The organism is Martelella sp. NC20, assembly GCF_013459645.1.
GTDB lineage: Bacteria > Pseudomonadota > Alphaproteobacteria > Rhizobiales > Rhizobiaceae > Martelella.
Genome location: NZ_CP054861.1, coordinates 3,789,335 through 3,807,037 on the forward strand (window position 1 = coordinate 3,789,335; position 17,703 = coordinate 3,807,037).

Annotated in this window: 13 protein-coding genes; 9 read left to right on the forward strand and 4 right to left on the reverse strand. The window is 62.4% G+C overall.

Annotation, left to right across the window (positions count from 1 at the left end; genetic code table 11):
• Nucleotides 1–193: 193 nt before the first annotated feature.
• Nucleotides 194–823, forward strand: coding sequence for a MarC family protein (locus tag HQ843_RS18155; RefSeq protein ID WP_180901835.1), 630 nt, complete (start codon nt 194–196; stop codon nt 821–823).
• 146 nt (nt 824–969) lie between these two features.
• Here the strand turns inward: HQ843_RS18155 and HQ843_RS18160 are convergent, their stop codons facing one another.
• A complete protein-coding gene (locus tag HQ843_RS18160; RefSeq protein ID WP_180901834.1) occupies nt 970–1,479 on the reverse strand; it encodes a single-stranded DNA-binding protein in 510 nt (169 codons plus the stop codon).
• 256 nt (nt 1,480–1,735) lie between these two features.
• Between HQ843_RS18160 and uvrA the strand changes: the two genes are divergently transcribed.
• Both uvrA and HQ843_RS18170 read left to right on the forward strand, forming a co-directional pair.
• A complete protein-coding gene (gene uvrA / locus HQ843_RS18165) occupies nt 1,736–4,657 on the forward strand; it encodes an excinuclease ABC subunit UvrA (RefSeq protein ID WP_180901833.1) in 2,922 nt (973 codons plus the stop codon).
• 9 nt (nt 4,658–4,666) lie between these two features.
• Complete coding sequence (locus HQ843_RS18170; RefSeq protein WP_180901832.1) at nt 4,667–5,467, forward strand: DUF72 domain-containing protein; 801 nt, start codon at nt 4,667–4,669, stop codon at nt 5,465–5,467.
• Between the two features lie 150 nt (nt 5,468–5,617).
• Here HQ843_RS18170 and HQ843_RS18175 read toward each other — a convergent pair whose 3' ends face one another.
• Nucleotides 5,618–7,096 (reverse strand): NAD(P)H-hydrate dehydratase, encoded by a 1,479-nt coding sequence (locus tag HQ843_RS18175; RefSeq protein ID WP_256432918.1) that lies wholly within the window; start codon nt 7,094–7,096, stop codon nt 5,618–5,620.
• Between the two features lie 347 nt (nt 7,097–7,443).
• Between HQ843_RS18175 and HQ843_RS18180 the strand changes: the two genes are divergently transcribed.
• From HQ843_RS18180 to hspQ, 3 genes are all read left to right on the forward strand, one after another.
• Nucleotides 7,444–7,782 (forward strand): P-II family nitrogen regulator, encoded by a 339-nt coding sequence (locus HQ843_RS18180; protein ID WP_018063299.1) that lies wholly within the window; start codon nt 7,444–7,446, stop codon nt 7,780–7,782.
• A gap of 71 nt (nt 7,783–7,853) precedes the next feature.
• Nucleotides 7,854–9,263 carry a type I glutamate--ammonia ligase gene (glnA, locus tag HQ843_RS18185; RefSeq protein ID WP_180901831.1) on the forward strand — a complete coding sequence of 470 codons (1,410 nt, stop codon included), beginning with the start codon at nt 7,854–7,856 and terminating at the stop codon, nt 9,261–9,263.
• A gap of 141 nt (nt 9,264–9,404) precedes the next feature.
• Nucleotides 9,405–9,734, forward strand: coding sequence for a heat shock protein HspQ (gene hspQ / locus HQ843_RS18190; RefSeq protein ID WP_180901830.1), 330 nt, complete (start codon nt 9,405–9,407; stop codon nt 9,732–9,734).
• Between the two features lie 72 nt (nt 9,735–9,806).
• Here the strand turns inward: hspQ and HQ843_RS18195 are convergent, their stop codons facing one another.
• On the reverse strand, nt 9,807–10,448 hold the full coding sequence (locus tag HQ843_RS18195) for an invasion associated locus B family protein (protein ID WP_180901829.1): 642 nt from the start codon (nt 10,446–10,448) through the stop codon (nt 9,807–9,809).
• Nucleotides 10,449–10,695: 247 nt separating this feature from the next.
• Here HQ843_RS18195 and HQ843_RS18200 point away from each other — a divergent pair, with 247 nt between their 5' ends.
• The 3 genes from HQ843_RS18200 to HQ843_RS18210 all read left to right on the forward strand — a co-directional run bounded on the left by HQ843_RS18200 (nt 10,696) and on the right by HQ843_RS18210 (nt 14,245).
• The gene (locus HQ843_RS18200; protein ID WP_180901828.1) at nt 10,696–12,513 is read left to right on the forward strand and encodes an extracellular solute-binding protein; all 1,818 of its coding nucleotides are present in this window, start codon (nt 10,696–10,698) and stop codon (nt 12,511–12,513) included.
• Between the two features lie 187 nt (nt 12,514–12,700).
• Nucleotides 12,701–13,345, forward strand: a complete 645-nt coding sequence (locus HQ843_RS18205) for a DsbA family oxidoreductase (protein ID WP_180901827.1) — start codon at nt 12,701–12,703, stop codon at nt 13,343–13,345.
• 12 nt (nt 13,346–13,357) lie between these two features.
• Nucleotides 13,358–14,245, forward strand: a complete 888-nt coding sequence (locus HQ843_RS18210) for a class I SAM-dependent methyltransferase (RefSeq protein ID WP_246710436.1) — start codon at nt 13,358–13,360, stop codon at nt 14,243–14,245.
• Here the strand turns inward: HQ843_RS18210 and mfd are convergent.
• Nucleotides 14,211–17,702 carry a transcription-repair coupling factor gene (mfd, locus tag HQ843_RS18215; protein ID WP_180901825.1) on the reverse strand — a complete coding sequence of 1,164 codons (3,492 nt, stop codon included), beginning with the start codon at nt 17,700–17,702 and terminating at the stop codon, nt 14,211–14,213. The two genes, HQ843_RS18210 and mfd, sit on opposite strands and share 35 nt — an antisense overlap.
• Nucleotide 17,703 lies beyond the last annotated feature (1 nt).

Below are 17,703 nucleotides of genomic sequence, written 5' to 3' on the forward strand. Positions count from 1 at the left end.
GTGGCAAGCTGGCAAGAGCGCTGCGGATGCCGCTTCCGGTTTAATGCGGCGCCATGCCCTTTTGAGCGTCGGGCGAAAAAGTGGTTACCGGTTTTTCGTTAACCCGACGCGTCAAAATCAAGGACCTAGAGCATCGGGCGATGCCAACTCATCGCCCGATGCTCTGGAGACGGAAAACAGGCGGGAACGGGTAATGAATGAACTGGCGACGCTGATAAACGGCTTCACCACCTTGATGGTGACCATGGACCCGCCCGGCATGGTGCCGATCTTCCTGGCGCTGACGGTGGGCATGACCCAGGCTCAGCGGCGCAGCGTCGCCGTGCGCGGAACGCTGATTACGTTCGGCCTGCTGCTCGCCTTCGCGCTTTTCGGCGACGACATATTGAACGCACTCGGCATTTCGATGAGCGCGTTTCGCATTGCCGGCGGCATCCTGCTGTTCTGGATCGGCGTCGAAATGATCTTTGAAAAACGTCAGGAACGCAAGGAAAAGACCACCGAAACCGCGATCACCAAGGACAAGATCGCCAATCTCGCCGCCTTTCCGCTGGCGATGCCGCTGATCGCCGGTCCCGGAACGATCTCGGCCACGATCCTGCTTGGCTCCAGCATGGAAACCGCGCTCGACAAGCTGGCGCTGGTGCTGATGATTGCCATCGCCTGCCTGGTCGTGTTCGTCGCGATGCTGATGGCGGGGTTGATCGACAAGGTTCTCGGCGAGACCGGCCGGAACATCCTCACCCGCATTCTCGGCATGATGCTGACCGCGCTGGCGGTGCAGTTCGTGATCGACGGCGTGAAAACGGCATTGCCTGCTTGAGCCCCGCCATTTACTGACGCCGACCACCCGCGCCGCCTTCATCATTCGTCAAGCGAACCTGAAGCACGCCCGAGGTCGGCCGCTATTCCCCAAGCCGCCAGTCTTCATAATTCCACAGAGGATGGAAGGGACGGCGCCCCGGTCAATCAGAACGGAATGTCGTCGTCGAGGTCCTGCGAGAAGCCGCCGCCGCTGCGGGCGCCACCGCCGCCACCGGATGCCGGCCGCGAATCATAGTCGTCATAGCCGCCGCCCTGGTCTCCACCGCCCTGGCTGCCGGCGCCCTGGCCGCCGCCGCCTTCACCGCGGCCGTCGAGCATCGTCAGCGTGGCGTTGAAACCCTGCAGCACGATCTCGGTCGAATACCGTTCCTGGCCACCCTGATCGGTCCATTTGCGGGTCTGGATCTGGCCTTCGATATAGACCTTGGAGCCCTTGCGCAGATATTGCTCCGCAATCTTGCACAATCCCTCGCTGAAGATCACCACGCGATGCCATTCCGTGCGCTCCTTGCGCTCGCCGGAATTGCGGTCGCGCCAGCTTTCCGATGTGGCCACCCGCAGGTTTGCGATCGGTCTGCCATCCTGTGTACGCCGGATTTCCGGGTCCGCTCCGAGATTGCCGACGAGGATGACCTTGTTTACACTACCTGCCATGACTACCACCTGTATAACCGCGTTGCGGCGCTTTTGAGAATTTTCGGCAGCATAGACGATCTCTCGCAAAGCGATCAACCGATACGGGACAATCCACAATTAAAAATGTTCTTTATTTGTTCTACCGCTCTGCTATGATCGAGTCAAGCGATTCAACCAAGGACATTTTCAGCCGTCTGTTTTGCCCGCACCTCGACAGAGCCGCTGTGCGAACTACATAGGAAGCAATTCCCCCCTTCTCGAGAAGCCTGATCCCATGAGCGAACTGAAGAACATCTCCATCCGCGGCGCGCGCCAGCATAACCTGAAAGGCATTGACGTGGATCTGCCGCGCAACAGCCTGATCGTGATGACCGGGCTTTCGGGCTCCGGAAAATCCTCGCTGGCGTTCGACACGATCTATGCGGAGGGGCAGCGCCGCTATGTCGAAAGCCTGTCGGCCTATGCGCGCCAGTTCCTCGAGATGATGGAAAAGCCGGATGTCGACCGGATCGAGGGCCTTTCCCCGGCGATCTCGATCGAGCAGAAGACCACGTCGAAGAACCCGCGTTCCACCGTCGGCACGGTGACCGAGATCTACGACTATATGCGTCTTCTGTTCGCCCGCACCGGCGTTCCCTATTCGCCCGCGACCGGTCTTCCGATCGAAAGCCAGACCGTGACCCAGATGGTCGACCGGATTCTGGCGCTGCCGGAACGCACGCGGCTTTATATTCTCGCGCCGCTGGTCACCGGCCGCAAGGGCGAGTTTCGCAAGGAACTGGCGGAGCTGATGAAGAAGGGGTTTCAGCGCGTCAAGATCGACGGCGAATTCTATGAAATCGCCGAGGCGCCCAAGCTCGACAAGAAATACAAGCACGATATCGATGTGGTGGTCGATCGTGTCGCCGTACGCGACGATCTGGCGACCCGGCTTGCCGACAGCCTGGAGACCTGCCTGGAGATCGCCGACGGACTGGCGGTCGCCGAATTTGCCGACAAGCCCCTGCCCGAGCAGGAAACGGCTGCCAGCGGCGCCAAGAATAAATCTCTCAATGAAACCCACGAACGCGTTGTTTTTTCGGAGAAATTTGCGTGTCCTGTTTCGGGCTTCACCATTCCGGAAATCGAGCCGCGCCTGTTTTCCTTCAACAACCCGGTCGGCGCCTGCCCGACCTGCGACGGGCTCGGCTTTCAGCAGAAGATCGATGAGGGGCTGGTCGTTCCCGACCGCACCAAGAAGCTCTCCGATGGCGCGGTCGCGCCCTGGGCGAAATCCTCCTCGCCCTATTACAAGCAGACGCTGGAGGCGCTGGGCCGGCATTTCGGCTTCAAGCTGACGGATCGCTGGGACAGGCTGCCGGAACAGGCCACGAGCGCGATCCTCAACGGAACCGACGAGAAGATCGAGTTCCAGTATGCCGACGGCGCGCGCAGCTACAAGACCACCAAGAGCTTCGAAGGCATCATTCCGAACCTCGAACGGCGCTGGAAGGAGACCGATTCCGCCTGGGCGCGCGAGGAGATGGAGCGCTACATGTCGGCGGCCCCCTGCCCGGCCTGCAACGGTTTCCGGCTGAAGCCCGAAGCGCTGGCCGTCAAGATCGATGGCCGCCATATCGGCGAGGTCACCCAGCTTTCGATCCGGGCGGCGCGCGACTGGTTCGAGGACCTGCCGAAGCATTTTTCGCAAAAGCAGAACGATATCGCGGCGCGCATCCTCAAGGAAATCCGCGAGCGGCTGCGGTTCCTGAACGATGTCGGGCTGGAATATCTGACGCTGTCGCGCAATTCCGGCACGCTTTCCGGCGGCGAGAGCCAGCGCATCCGGCTGGCCTCGCAGATCGGCTCGGGCCTGACCGGGGTGCTTTACGTGCTCGATGAACCCTCGATCGGGCTGCATCAGCGCGACAATACAAGGCTGCTCGACACGCTGAAGCACCTGCGTGATATCGGCAATACCGTGATCGTTGTCGAGCATGACGAGGACGCGATCCTGACGGCCGATTACGTGCTCGATATCGGCCCTGCCGCCGGCATTCACGGCGGCGAGGTGGTGGCCGAAGGCACGCCGGCGGCGATCATGGCCAACCCGAAATCGCTGACCGGCCAGTATCTGAGCGGCGCCCGCGCCGTCGCCGTCCCCGCCGAACGCCGGCAGCAGAAGAAGGGCAAGGCGCTCAAGGTCGTCGGCGCGCGCGGCAATAATCTCAAGGATATCACCGCCTCGATCCCGCTCGGCCTGTTCACGGCCGTCTCCGGCGTTTCCGGCGGCGGCAAGTCCACTTTCCTGATCGAGACGCTTTACAAGGCGGCCGCGCGGCGGATCATGGGCGCGCGCGAAAATCCGGCCCCCCATGATCGGATCGAGGGACTGGAATTCGTCGACAAGGTCATCGATATCGATCAGTCGCCGATCGGGCGCACGCCGCGCTCCAATCCGGCGACCTATATCGGCGCTTTCACCCCGATCCGGGAATGGTTCTCGGCCCTTCCCGAGGCCAAGGCCCGCGGTTATCAGCCGGGCCGGTTCTCGTTCAACGTCAAGGGCGGGCGCTGCGAGGCCTGCCACGGCGACGGGCTGATCAAGATCGAGATGCACTTCCTGCCCGATGTCTACGTCACCTGCGACGTCTGCCATGGTCAGCGCTACAATCGCGAAACGCTGGAGGTGAAGTTCAAGGGCAAGTCGATCGCCGACATTCTGGAGCTGACGGTGGAGGAAGGCGTCGAATTCTTCTCCGCCGTGCCTTCGGTGCGCGACAAATTGCAGACGCTGGCCGATGTCGGTCTCGGCTATATCAAGGTCGGCCAGCAGGCCAACACGCTCTCGGGCGGCGAGGCCCAGCGGGTGAAGCTCGCCAAGGAACTGTCGCGCCGCTCCACCGGCAAGACGCTCTACATCCTCGACGAGCCGACCACCGGTCTGCACTTTCACGACGTCGCCAAATTGCTCGAAGTGCTGCATCAACTTGTCGAGCAGGGCAATTCGGTGGTGGTGATCGAGCACAACCTGGAAGTCATCAAGACCGCCGACTGGGTGATCGACATCGGTCCGGAGGGCGGCGATGGCGGCGGCCGGATCGTTGCCGTGGGGACCCCGGAAGATATCGTCAGGGAGACGGCGTCCTACACCGGGCATTATCTTCGGGAGCTTCTGGAACGGCGACCGCCGAAGAAGACGGAAGCGGCGGAATAGGAGAGAAACATGGCGGCAGGCGCAATTCGCATCGGCATCGGCGGCTGGACCTTCGATCCGTGGAACGACAGCTTCTACCCTGAAAAACTGCCGAAAACCCGGCAGCTTGAATATGCCGGCGAGAAGCTGAAGGTGATCGAGGTCAACGGCACCTATTATTCGTCACAGAAGCCCGCGACCTTCGCCAAATGGGCGGCGAGCGTGCCGGAGGGTTTCATCTTTTCGCTGAAGGCCAGCCGGTTCTGCACCAACCGCAAGAAGCTCGCCGAGGCCGAGGGCTCGATCGACAAGTTTCTCGGCCAGGGCATCACCGAACTCGGCGACAGGCTCGGGCCGATCCTGTGGCAGTTCATGCCGACCAAGAAATTCGAAGCGGATGACTTCGAGGATTTTCTGAAGCTTCTGCCCGAAAAGCGGGACGGCCTTGGCCTGAAACACGCGATCGAGGTCCGCCATCCGTCCTTTCTCGATCCGGATTTCGTCGCGCTCGCCCGCAAATACGGCGCGACGATCGTCTGCGCCGATCATCCCGAATATCCGATGATCGCCGATGTCACCGGCGATTTCGTGTATGCCCGCCTGCAAAGGGGCGAAGACGACAATCCGCATTGCTATCCCGATGCGGCGCTGAAGGAGTGGGCCGAAAAGCTGAAGTTCTGGTCCGAGGGCGGCGCGCCCGGCGACCTGCCGCATATTGCTGGCGACACGCCGAAGTCGATGCCGCGCGACGTCTATGCCTTCTTCATCACCGGCGGCAAGGTCCGCGCGCCGGCCGGAGCGCAGAAGCTGCAAACCATGGTCGACCGTTAGAGCGTCGGGCGCAAAAGTGGGCGCCGGTTTTTCGTTAACCCGACGCGTCAAAATAAAGAATCTGGAGCATCGGGCGATGCCGACCAATCGCCCGATGCTCTAGCACTGGCCGTCGCGTCCTGCCACGGGCTCGTCGGCAGCGCCTGAACGTCAGACTTCGCCGCCAGCCATGTCGGCAATGGATGGCAGATGCGCGGGCAAATCCTCGGCCGTCAGCCCCTCGCCTGCCCGGTTCCCGGCTTCGCCGTGAAGCCAGGCTCCGGCCGCGGCGGCCTCGAAGGCGGGCACGCCCTGCGCCAGCAGTCCGCCGATGATACCGGCCAGCACATCGCCCGAACCGGCGGTGGCAAGCCATGGCGGGGCGTTGGCGTTGACCGCGATCCTGCCGTCCGGAGACGCGATCACGGTATCGGCGCCCTTGTAGAGCACCACCGCACTGGCGCGCCGTGCCGCGCGCAACGCCTTTTCGGGCTTGCCCAGGGCACGATCCTCCGCAAGGTCGGGAAAAAGCCGCGCGAACTCGCCGGCATGCGGGGTCAGGACGCAGTGTCCCGGCGCGGCGGCCAGTCGCGCGAACAATGCCTGGGGCTCCTCGGCGAATGCAGTCAGGCCGTCGGCGTCGAGCACCAGCGGGCGTCCGATGAGCGCCTCCGCGAATTCCCGCGCTTTCGTCCCGACGCCAAAACCCGGTCCGAGCACGAAGGCCGACAGCCGTCTGTCCGCGATCCAGTCCGTCAGCGCCGCAACATCATCGATGCGCTTCAGCATGATCGCCGTCAGATGCGTCGCGTTGACCAGCACGGCCTCCGGCGGCGCCGCGATCGTGACCAGACCGGCGCCCGCCTTCAAACCCGCAATCGCGGCAAGCCGGGCCGCGCCGGAAGCCGAGGCGCCGCCGGAAAACACGCCGAGATGGCCGCGCTTGAATTTATGCGAGCCCGTATCCGTTCGCGGCAGTTTGTCGCTCCATAGTACCGGCGTGTTGAGCTGATGGGCGCCACACGCCTCATCCAGAATGCGGCGCGGGATGCCGATATCGAAGATCTCCAGCCGGCCGCAATTGTCCCGGCCCGGCAGCAGGTAATGGCCGGGCTTGGCCGCCATGAACGTCACGGTGTGGGCGGCCCGGAAGGCTGCGCCCAGCACCTGGCCGGTCAGGCCGCTGATGCCCGACGGCAGGTCGACGGCGACGACCGGGATGTCATCCGTCCGCGCGATCAATGCCTGAATGTCGGGCGACAGCGGCCGCGCGAGGCCCGCGCCGAAAAGCGCGTCAACGATGATATCGCCCCGTTCGGGTCGATAGAAATCGAGGGCATGGCTTTCCATGCCGCAATCCTGTCGCGCCCGCCGGGCATCGCCGGAAAGCCGCGCGGGGTCGCCGAGGTGAAACAGCGCCACCGGCATGCCTGTCTCCGTGAGCGCCCTGGCCGCGACATAGCCATCGCCGCCATTATTGCCCGGCCCGCACAGCACCACCGCCCGCCGCGCCGCCGGGTAATGCCGCAGCAGGCAAGCGGCAACCGCCCGCCCCGCGCTGACCATCAATGCGTAGCTGTCGATACCGCTCGCCGCGGCAAGCGCATCGGCGCGCCCCATTTCCTCAGGTGTCAGCAGCAAGATCGGCACTCCTTCATCTCGCTGGGAATAGAGCGGGAAACCAGGCGATGATGCAAGAGGCGACTTTGTGCTGGCTAGTTGATACGCATTTGCCTATTAATTGAACACAGGTTGCTGCTCAAATTTCATGCGGCAGGCTCGGCACGGCCCTTGAAATGCCGCGCTATTGACCTGAAGGCGCCTTTTGGCGAACCTGATTTCGGTGCCACAAGCGGAATGCTGCGGCAGTCGCCACGCCGCAATTTCATTTCGGTGGATTTGCAGAAAGAATAATCGAACTTGGCATGCAATGTGCATTAGAAGTTCAGAGCGGGCTGACGCCTGCTTCAACGGGAGAAGCGGAGAGCAATTTTCTCATGAAAAAGATCGAAGCGATCATCAAGCCTTTCAAGCTCGACGAAGTGAAGGAAGCCCTTCAGGACGTTGGCTTGCAGGGTATCACTGTCACGGAAGCCAAGGGCTTCGGGCGCCAGAAGGGTCACACGGAACTATACCGGGGCGCTGAATATGTCGTCGACTTTCTTCCCAAGGTCAAAGTCGAGGTCGTTCTGGCAGACGAAAATGTGGACGCGGTCATCGAAGCCATCCGCAACGCCGCTCAAACGGGGCGTATCGGCGACGGAAAGATCTTCGTTTCCAATGTCGAGGGCGTCGTGCGCATCCGCACCGGCGAAACCGGCGTTGACGCCATCTGATCCATCCCTCCTCTTTCAAGGCAAAGACGGGGCATTCCTATCGTCATCTTCTTATGCAAGGAAAACGTTAAATGACGACAGCTTCTGAAATTATGAAACAAATCAAAGACAACGACGTCAAGTTCGTGGATCTGCGCTTTACCGACCCCAAGGGCAAGCTGCAGCACGTGACGATGGACATTTCTGCTGTCGATGAAGACATGTTCGCCGACGGCATCATGTTCGACGGTTCGTCGATCGCCGGCTGGAAGGCCATCAACGAGTCCGACATGGTGCTGATGCCCGATACGGCGACCGCCCATATGGACCCCTTCTTTGCCCAGTCGACCCTGGTCGTTTTCTGCGACATTCTCGAGCCGCTGACGGGCGAAGCCTATAACCGCGACCCGCGCACCACGGCCAAGAAGGCGGAAGCCTACCTGAAGTCGACCGGTATCGGTGACACCACCTATTTCGGTCCCGAACCGGAATTCTTCGTGTTCGACGATGTCCGTTTCTCCGCCGATCCCTACAACACCGGCTTCAAGCTCGACAGCTCGGAACTGCCGACGAACCAGGACACCGAATACGAAGTCGGCAATATGGGCCACCGTCCGCGCATGAAGGGCGGCTATTTCCCGGTTCCGCCGGTCGACAGCATCCAGGATATGCGTTCGGAAATGCTTACGGTTCTGGCCGAGATGGGCATCACCGTTGAAAAGCACCACCACGAGGTGGCGTCCGCCCAGCACGAACTCTGCATGGTGTTCGATACGCTGACCCGGATGGCCGACAAGACCCAGATCTACAAGTATGGCGTTCACCAGGTTGCCCATGCCTATGGCAAGACGGCTACCTTCATGCCGAAGCCGGTCTTCGGCGACAATGGTTCCGGCATGCATGTTCACCAGTCGATCTGGAAGGACGGCAAGCCGACCTTTGCCGGCGACGGCTATGCCGGCCTGTCCGAATCCTGCCTGTTCTATATCGGCGGCATCATCAAGCATGCCAAGGCCATCAACGCCTTCACCAACCCGCTGACCAATTCCTACAAGCGTCTGGTGCCCGGCTACGAAGCGCCGGTTCTGCTCGCCTATTCGGCGCGCAACCGTTCGGCCTCCTGCCGTATCCCGTTCGGCTCGTCGCCGAAGTCGAAGCGCGTTGAAGTCCGCTTCCCCGATCCGGGCGCGAACCCCTACCTCGCCTTCGCCGCGCTGATGATGGCCGGCCTCGACGGCATCAAGAACAAGATCCATCCTGGCGAAGCCATGGACAAGGACCTGTACGACCTGCCGCCGGAAGAACTGAAGGAAATCCCGACCGTCTGCGGCTCGCTGCGCGAAGCGCTGGAAAGCCTCGACAAGGATCGCGAGTTCCTGACCGCCGGCGGCGTCTTCGACGACGATCAGATCGATGCCTATATCGAACTGAAGATGGAAGAAGTCATGCGTTTCGAAATGACCCCCCATCCGGTCGAATTCGACATGTACTACTCGGTCTGATTTCAGACGGATGTAACAATGAGCCGGCTGCCTTCGGGCGGCCGGCTTTTTTTTGTATCCGTGATGTCGGCGCAAGCGGGACGATCCACCCCTTGCAGCTGCCAAAACGCATTTCCATATAGAACACGAAAGGAAATGCTCATGAAAATACGCGAAGCGAAATACAATATCGGCGATATCGTCCGCCACAGCGCGCTTCCCTTTCGGGGCGTGGTATTCGATGTCGACGCGGAGTTCTCCCGCTCCGAGGAATGGTATAATTCCATCCCGCCCGAAATCCGGCCGGAGAAGGATCAGCCGTTTTATCATCTCGTGGCGGAAAACGACGACAAGGGCTATGTCGCCTATGTCTCCGAAGCCAATCTCGAGCGGGATATGAGCGGCGAACCGCTGCGCAACCCGCAGGTCGGTCAGATTTTCGCCGAAACCGACAGCGGCAAGCTGGCCCCGCGCTTTGCCAGTACGCACTGAACGGACATAAATGCAAAAAAGCCCGGCTGAGACTGTCAGCCGGGCTTTTTTATGTCGAATTTCGGAAGACGATCAGTTGCCTGTCGTTGCGTTCTGCTGGGCTTCCTCGATCTTCTTGCGGCGGTCGACAGCCATTTTCTTGATCGATTCATCCAGGTTCCGCTGGCTCTCGACCAGTTCGGGCTGGCTGATCGGGTCGCCGTCATAGGCGGCGGTGAAACCGGAGAGCGTCAGGTCGACCGGGTTCGGCTGCTGGCGCATGTTCACCGAGGTGAAAGTCACCTTGCCGCCGCGCTTCATGGCGGCAACGAGCGTATCGCTGAGCGGCGCCTGGGCAATGCACTGTTCATTGGTGCAGATGGCGTAATCGAGCTTCTGCGGGGCGGACGTATCGATCTGCATCTGCACGCCGGCCGGGATCAGCCGGAAGGTCGGCACGGTCACCTGAACCATCGCCTGGCCGTTGCTGCCCTGCGGACGGATCAGGCCCACGGCGGTCAGCACCTGGCCGTTTTCGGCGCGGGCATAGTTCTGGACGATGCAGACGCCGCCATTGCCGTTGTCGTTGCAGGTCTTGAACCAGCCCTGCGTGGGGGCAGCGTCAGCCGGGGGCTGCTGCTGCTGTTCCTGAGCCGAAGCGCCGGCGGCCGAAAGGCCCGCAATCGTGAAGGCGCAAACCGCGACACGCTTGATAATACTGGCGCGTGAAAGCATCAAAATCTCTCCTGGTTCATCTGCGAAAGGTCCGGGGACCCTGCATCGCTATTGTTACCGAAATGCGGCAAAGCGTCCCTGTTTCGGGCCTCAACCGCCAGTGTTTCCTCTGATATCGCCACATTGGACGCCAATCTACCCCCTTCGCGCCCAAAATTTGCGCCCCGGCGTGATTTTGCGGCCTATTTCAGGTTTGTCAGCCGCCATGATACCATTCTGCAACGAATGGACACGACAGGGCGAATCGATGCGCTTCCTTGCTACCCTCTTCATTTCCGCTGCCCTTTCAGGGGCGGCCGTGGCCGAACCGCTGCACGGCATCGCCATGCATGGCGAGCCTGCGCTGCCTGCCGGTTACCAGCATTTCAGCTACGTCAATCCCGATGTCAAGAAGGGCGGCGAGATCACCTATGGCGTGGTCGGCTCGTTCGACGCGCTGAACCCCTTCGTGTTGAAGGGCATGCGCTCTTCCGCCCGCGGGCTCTGGGACGAGGTGCTGGGCAATCTCGTGTTCGAGCCGCTGATGCAGCGCTCGCGCGACGAGCCGTTCACGCTTTACGGCCTGCTTGCCGAGAGCGTGGAATGGGACGATGACCGCAGCTATGTCCAGTTCAACATCAGCCCCGACGCGAAATGGTCCGACGGCGAGCCGGTCACGGCCGACGATGTGATCTTCACCTTCAACCTGATGAAGGACAAGGGCCGCCCGCCCTATAACCGTCGCCTTGCCCTGGTCGAGACCATGGAAAAGGTCGGCGACAACAGCGTGCGGTTCACCTTCAATGCCGACGCCAACCGCGAAACCCCGCTGATCTTCGCGCTGATGCCGGTGCTTCCGGAACATGCGATCGATCCGGAGACCTTCGACACCGATACCATGACGACGCCGGTCGGCTCCGGGCCGTACAGCATCGCCAGGGTCGAGCCCGGCCAGCGGATCGTCTACGAACGCCGGGACGATTACTGGGGCAAGGACACGCCGTCGATGGCGGGCTTTGCCAATTACGACAAGGTCACGGTCGATTATTACCTCCAGGATTCGACCCTGTTCGAGGCCTTCAAGAAGGGCGCGGTCGATATCTATCTCGATGATGACCCGAGCCATTGGGCCCGCGCCTATGATTTTCCCGCGGCGACCGATGGCCGGGTGGTGAAGGACGTGTTCCACCCCGAAACGCCGACCGGCATGCAGGGCTTCGTGTTCAACACCCGCCGTCCGAAATTCGAGGATGCGCGGGTTCGCAAGGCGCTGTCCGACGTGTTCGATTTCGAATGGGTCAACAAGACGCTCTACAACAATGCCTATCAGCGCACACAGAGCTACTGGCAGAATTCGGCGCTCGGCGCCTATGGCAATCCGGCAAGCGCAGAGGAGCGGGAACTGCTCGGCGATGCGATCGACGTGATCGATCCGGCAATCCTCGCCGGCGACTACGCCATGCCGGTCACCGACGGGTCCGGTAGCGACCGAAAGGTGTTGGGGGCCGCCGTCAAGCTGCTTGGCGAGGCCGGTTACAAGATCACCAACGGCAAGATGACGGGGCCGGACGGCAAGCCGCTCGCCTTCGAGATCATGACCACCAATGAGGGCCAGGAAAAACTGGCGCTTGCCTATCAGCATAGCCTCACCCTGATCGGCGTTGACCTGTCGATCCGCACCGTCGACGACGCCCAGTACCAGAAGCGGCTCAACACGTTCGATTACGACGTGATTGTCCTTGTAATGCCCGGCTTCTACTTCTCCTCGTCGCTTTCTCCGGGTGCCGAGCAGATCTGGCGCTGGGACAGCCGCTCGCGCGATGTCGAGGGCACGTTCAATTTCGCCGGCGTCGCCAGCGCCGATGTCGACCGCATGATCAACGACATGCTGGAAGCCCGCACCACCGGTCATTTCACCGATTCGGTCCGCGGCCTCGACAGGCTTCTGGTCAATGGCCACTACATGCTGCCTCTCTATCACCGGGAGGGCCAGTGGGTGGCGCGCTGGGAGACGATTGAACATCCCGCCGAGACACCTATCTACGGCTATCAGCTCCCCACATGGTGGGATAAGAACGCGCAGTAAGGCTTCGGTTGCCGGTGCCTTCCCCTCGCAGGCGTCACCCTCGGGCTTGACCCGAGGGTCCAGGCAGCGTTTTCCGTGTGGCCTGGATGCTCGGGTCAAGCCCGAGCATGACCCGTGGAATGGATGCATATATTGCCAACAGTCCGAGTGCACAGTAATGCGGCTCGTATTTTAGGAAAGGAACGGCATGTCTACCGTCACAGTCGATGCCATCATCGATGTCGTCTGCCCGTGGTGCTATCTCGGCAAGGCGCGTCTCGACAAGGCGATCAAGTCGCTGCCCGCGGATGTGGATGTCGTCGTCCAGTGGCGTCCGTTCGAGCTTGACCCGACCGTGCCGCCGGAAGGCGTGGACAATCAGGCGATGCTGGCGGAAAAGCTCGGCAGCGCCGAACGGCGGGACGAGATGCATGCGCAGATCGCAGCCCTCGGCCGCGAACTCGGCATCATCTTCCATTTCGACCGCATTCTGGTGCGCCCCAACACGCTCGACTCGCACCGGCTGCTGATGTGGGCGCATACCGAGAGCACCGCGATGCAGAACGAGGTGATCAACCGGCTTTACCGCGCCAATTTCGAGGAAGGCCGCAATATCGGCGATCACAAGGTGCTGGCCGATATCGCAGCCGAAGCCGGCATGGACCGCGAAATGGTGGCCAAGCTGCTGGCAAGCGATGCCGACAGGGATATGGTGCGCGGTGAAATCGCCAATGCCCAGCAGATGGGCGTCACCGGCGTGCCGTTTTTCGTGTTCAACGGCAAATATGCCGTCAGCGGCGCGCAGCCCGTCGAAGTGATGCAGCAGGCGCTGACGCAGCTTGCCGCGGCCTGACCGCGCTTGAGCGTGTTTCGGGACATCGTCGAGACCCGGCTGCCGGCAACGCCGGTTCCGGGTCTTTCTTCGCTGAGGCTCCACCTTGCAAACGAGAAAAGCGGGCTGGGGCGGCTGCTTTCCGCACTCGGGAGCGGGTCGTCCCCGTATTGGGCGCATGTCTGGGCCGGCGGGCTGGCGCTGGCGCATCATATAGAAGCGGAGCCGGATTTCGTCCGTGGCAGGACCGTGATCGATTACGGAACCGGTTCCGGCCTGGTCGCGATCGCGGCGGCGAAAGCCGGTGCGAAAGAAGTGTTCGCCTGCGATATCGATCCGCTGGCGCTTGAGGCCTCTTCGATCAATGCCGACCTCAATGGGGTCGCGATTGTACCGCGCCTTATCGAGCTGGGCCGGAACGGCTCTGTGCTCTCAGAGAACCTGAAGGCGACCGCATATGGCCTTTCCGCACAGCCGCCCAATCTTCTCGCCCCGGAGGGGAGAGATGTCGCGAAAGCGACAGTGAGGGGGGAGTCTATCTCCGCGAATGCTCTCACGAATGAATACGCTGCATCACCCTCACTGCCCCTTTCGGGGCATCTCTCCCGCAGGCGGGAGAGAGTATTGGGAGCAAGCCCCGATGCCCAATGCAATTCCGCGGCCGCGAACCCGGAACCGACGGTCGTGCTGGCCGGCGATGTGTTCTACGATCCCACAACGGCCGGGCGAACGCTCGCGAACCTCAGGGCGCTCGCCGAAGCAGGCGCGAATATCCTGATCGGCGATCCCTTCCGGGCCCATCTGCCGGAACGGCAATTGAGCTTGATCGCACGCTACGAGGTCGCTGATTTCGCCTCGGCGGGCAAAACCGTGGCGGCAGGGGTTTTCAGGCCGCGGCAAGCTTGGACAGCTTGTTCATGATGATCGCCGCCTGGCCGAGACGCATGTCTGGCGTCGGCAGGTCGCGGTTGAAATAGATGCTGTGATCGGGCCGGATCTTCGCCGAGACGCTGTTTTCGGCGATGAACTGCACCAGCCCCGCCGGGTTCGGGAATTCGCGGTTGCGCAACTGAATGACGATCCCCTTCGGCCCGGCATCGAGTTTTTCGACATTGGCGATGCGGCACAGCGACTTGATGAACACCACTTTCAGCAGCGACTGCACCTCCTCCGGCATCGGCCCGAACCGGTCGATCAGCTCCGCGCCGAAACCGTCGATATCGGTAGCGTCGGTCAGTTCGCCAAGCCTGCGGTAAAGCCCCATGCGCAAATTGAGATCCGGCACATAGCTTTCCGGGATCATCACCGAAGCGCCGAGCCCGATCTGCGGCGACCAGTCGGAGCCGCCGGCATCCTCGTCGCCCTTGGCCTCGGCGACCGCCTCTTCCAGCATCTGCTGGTAGAGTTCGAAGCCGACCTCCTTGATGTGCCCCGATTGCTCCTCGCCAAGCAGGTTGCCGGCGCCGCGAATATCGAGATCGTGGCTTGCAAGCTGGAAGCCGGCGCCAAGCGTGTCGAGCGATTGCAGCACCTTCAACCGGCGATCGGCGGTATCGGTCAGCCGCTTGTTGACCGGCAGCGTGAACACCGCGAAGGCGCGCGTCTTGGAGCGCCCGACGCGCCCGCGCAGCTGGTAGAGCTGGGCCAGGCCGAACATGTCGGCGCGGTGGACGACCAGCGTGTTGGCGGTCGGCACGTCGAGGCCGGATTCCACGATCGTGGTCGACAGCAGCACGTCGTACTTGCCGTCGTAGAAGGCGTTCATGATGTCTTCGAGCTGGCCCGCCGCCATCTGCCCGTGGGCAACCGCCACCTTCAGTTCAGGCACTTCCGCCTGCAGGAAGGCCAGGACCTCCTCCAGGTCTGAAAGGCGCGGGCAGACATAGAAACTCTGGCCGCCGCGGAAATGCTCGCGCATCAGCGTCTCGCGGATCACCAGCGGATCGAAGGGCGAGATGAAGGTGCGCACCGCCATCCGGTCGACGGGCGGGGTGGTGATCAGCGACAATTCGCGCACGCCGGTCATGGCGAGCTGCAATGTGCGCGGGATCGGGGTCGCCGACAGCGTCAGCACGTGGACGTCGCTTTTCAGCTCCTTCAGCCGTTCCTTGTGCTTGACCCCGAAATGCTGTTCCTCGTCGATGATCAGCAGGCCGAGATTGGCGAATTTGATCGCGGTCCCGAGCAGCGCGTGGGTGCCGATCACGACATCCAGCTTGCCGTCCGATAGGTCCTTCTTGGTCTGCGCCAGCTCCTTGGCCGGAACCAGCCGCGAGGCCTGCGCGACCGTGATCGGCAGGCCGCGAAAACGCTCGGCGAAGGTCTTGTAATGCTGGCGCGCCAGAAGCGTGGTCGGCACCACGACGGCGACCTGAACCCCGTTCATCGCCGCAAGGAAGGCGGCCCGGAGCGCAACCTCGGTCTTGCCGAAGCCGACATCGCCGCAGATCAGCCGGTCCATCGGCCGGCCGAGGCCGAGATCGCCGCGCACCGATTCGATGGCATTGAACTGGTCTTCCGTCTCCTCATAGGGGAAACGGGCTGCAAACTCGTCATAAAGCCCCTCGGCCGCCGCAAGCACCGGGGCCGAGCGGGTGGCACGCTTGGCGGCAATCGCGATCAGCTCGTCGGCCATGTCGAGCAGGCGTTTCTTCAGCCGCGCCTTCTTGGCCTGCCAGGCCCCGCCGCCCAGCCGATCAAGCGGCGCTTCGGCGGCATCCGAGCCGTAACGCGAGAGCAGTTCGATATTCTCGACCGGCAGGAACAGCTTGGCGTCGTCGGCATATTGCAGTTCCAGGCAATCGCGCGGCGCGCCGGCCGCCTCGATGGTCCTGAGGCCGATGAAACGGCCAATGCCGTGCTCGGCATGGACTACCAGCGAGCCGGCATCGAGGCCGGAGACCTCGGAGATGAAATCACTGGCCTTGCGGCGGCGGCGGGACTTGCGGATCAGGCGGTCGCCGAGAATATCCTGTTCGCCGATGATGAACAGATCGCCGCTCTCGAACCCGCCCTCCAGGCTCATCACCGCGCTTGCCGCTTCGCCCTTGCCGAGTTTTTCGACATCGGCAAGTGCCGTAACCGGCTTGATCTTCTCAAGCCCGTGTTCCTTCAGCACCTGCAGCAGCCGGTCGAGCGATCCCTCCGACCAGCCGGTGATCAGCACCTTGCCGCCCTTCGAACGCTTGTCGGCGATGTGGCGCACCGCCTGTTCGAACACATTGGTGCGGGTCTCGTCGTTGAGCGCCTTGGCCTCGCTCGCCCAGCGCGGGCCGGCATGGGCCTGAAGCGAGATCACCGGCTTGCCGACGCTCGAAGCCTCGTTGAAGGGCGACAGCCTGACGGCGCCAACGGCATCGAGCCCCGCCGAAAACGCCTTGTCGCCAAGGTAGAGCGTATCCGGCGGCACGGGCTTGTATGGCGCGCCGCCGCGCCCCTCGCCCATATTGGCGCGTCGCGCCTGGTAATAATCCTCGATCAGCGTGGCGCGCTCGGCGGCCGCCTCCCGGGCGGTGTGATCAACGACCACGCTGAAACCGCCGAGATAGTCGAACATGGTCTCAAGCCGCTCGTAGAACAGCGGCAGCCAGTGTTCCATGCCGGCATAGCGCCGGCCTTCCGAAACGGCCTGATAGAGCGCGTCGTCGCGGGTGGCCGCGCCGAACATCGAAAGGTAGTTCTTGCGGAACCGCGCGATATTGTCATCGCCGAGCGTCACCTCGCTCATGGCGTTGAGTTCGAGCGACCGGACCGTGCCGATGGTGCGCTGGCTCGCCGCATCGAAGGCGCGGATCGTTTCCAGCGTATCGCCGAAGAAATCGAGGCGGACGCCGTTTTCCGCGCCCGGCACGAACACGTCGAGAATGCCGCCTCTGACCGCATATTCGCCGACGGCCCTGACGGTCGGAACGCGCTCGAAGCCGGCATCGGCAAGACGGTGCACGATCTGGTCCATGTCGATGACCTGACCGGCGCGGGCGGAAAAGCCCAGCGAGGCGACGATTTCGCGCGGCGGCAGCTTCTGCAGCATTGCGTTGACGGTGACGAGGATGATCGCCGGATGCGGCTTCCTGGCATGGGCGACGAGGCCGGCGAGCGCCGAAAGCCGGCGCGCCTCGGTATCGGCGCCGGGCGAAACCCGGTCATAGGGCAGACAATCCCATGCGGGCAGCGCGAGGACCGGAATATCAGGGGCCACGAAGGCGAGCAATTGTTCGAAATCGGCGATCCGCTGGCCGTCGGACAGGACATAGGCGACCGATTGCCCGGCCCGCGCCATTTCCGCCAGCACGAACGGCTCCGTGCCCGGCACGGCATTGGCGATGGTCACGGCGCCGGTGAGGCTTGCGAGTTTCTTCGGGTTGAATCCGGAAATCATG

Coding starts and splice junctions, on each gene's coding strand:
- HQ843_RS18155 (WP_180901835.1), top strand. CDS start 194: ATGAATGAACTGGCGACGCTGATAAACGGCTTCACCACCTTGATGGTG.
- HQ843_RS18160 (WP_180901834.1), bottom strand. CDS start 1,479: ATGGCAGGTAGTGTAAACAAGGTCATCCTCGTCGGCAATCTCGGAGCG.
- uvrA (WP_180901833.1), top strand. CDS start 1,736: ATGAGCGAACTGAAGAACATCTCCATCCGCGGCGCGCGCCAGCATAAC.
- HQ843_RS18170 (WP_180901832.1), top strand. CDS start 4,667: ATGGCGGCAGGCGCAATTCGCATCGGCATCGGCGGCTGGACCTTCGAT.
- HQ843_RS18180 (WP_018063299.1), top strand. CDS start 7,444: ATGAAAAAGATCGAAGCGATCATCAAGCCTTTCAAGCTCGACGAAGTG.
- glnA (WP_180901831.1), top strand. CDS start 7,854: ATGACGACAGCTTCTGAAATTATGAAACAAATCAAAGACAACGACGTC.
- hspQ (WP_180901830.1), top strand. CDS start 9,405: ATGAAAATACGCGAAGCGAAATACAATATCGGCGATATCGTCCGCCAC.
- HQ843_RS18195 (WP_180901829.1), bottom strand. CDS start 10,448: ATGCTTTCACGCGCCAGTATTATCAAGCGTGTCGCGGTTTGCGCCTTC.
- HQ843_RS18200 (WP_180901828.1), top strand. CDS start 10,696: ATGCGCTTCCTTGCTACCCTCTTCATTTCCGCTGCCCTTTCAGGGGCG.
- HQ843_RS18205 (WP_180901827.1), top strand. CDS start 12,701: ATGTCTACCGTCACAGTCGATGCCATCATCGATGTCGTCTGCCCGTGG.
- mfd (WP_180901825.1), bottom strand. CDS start 17,702: ATGATTTCCGGATTCAACCCGAAGAAACTCGCAAGCCTCACCGGCGCC.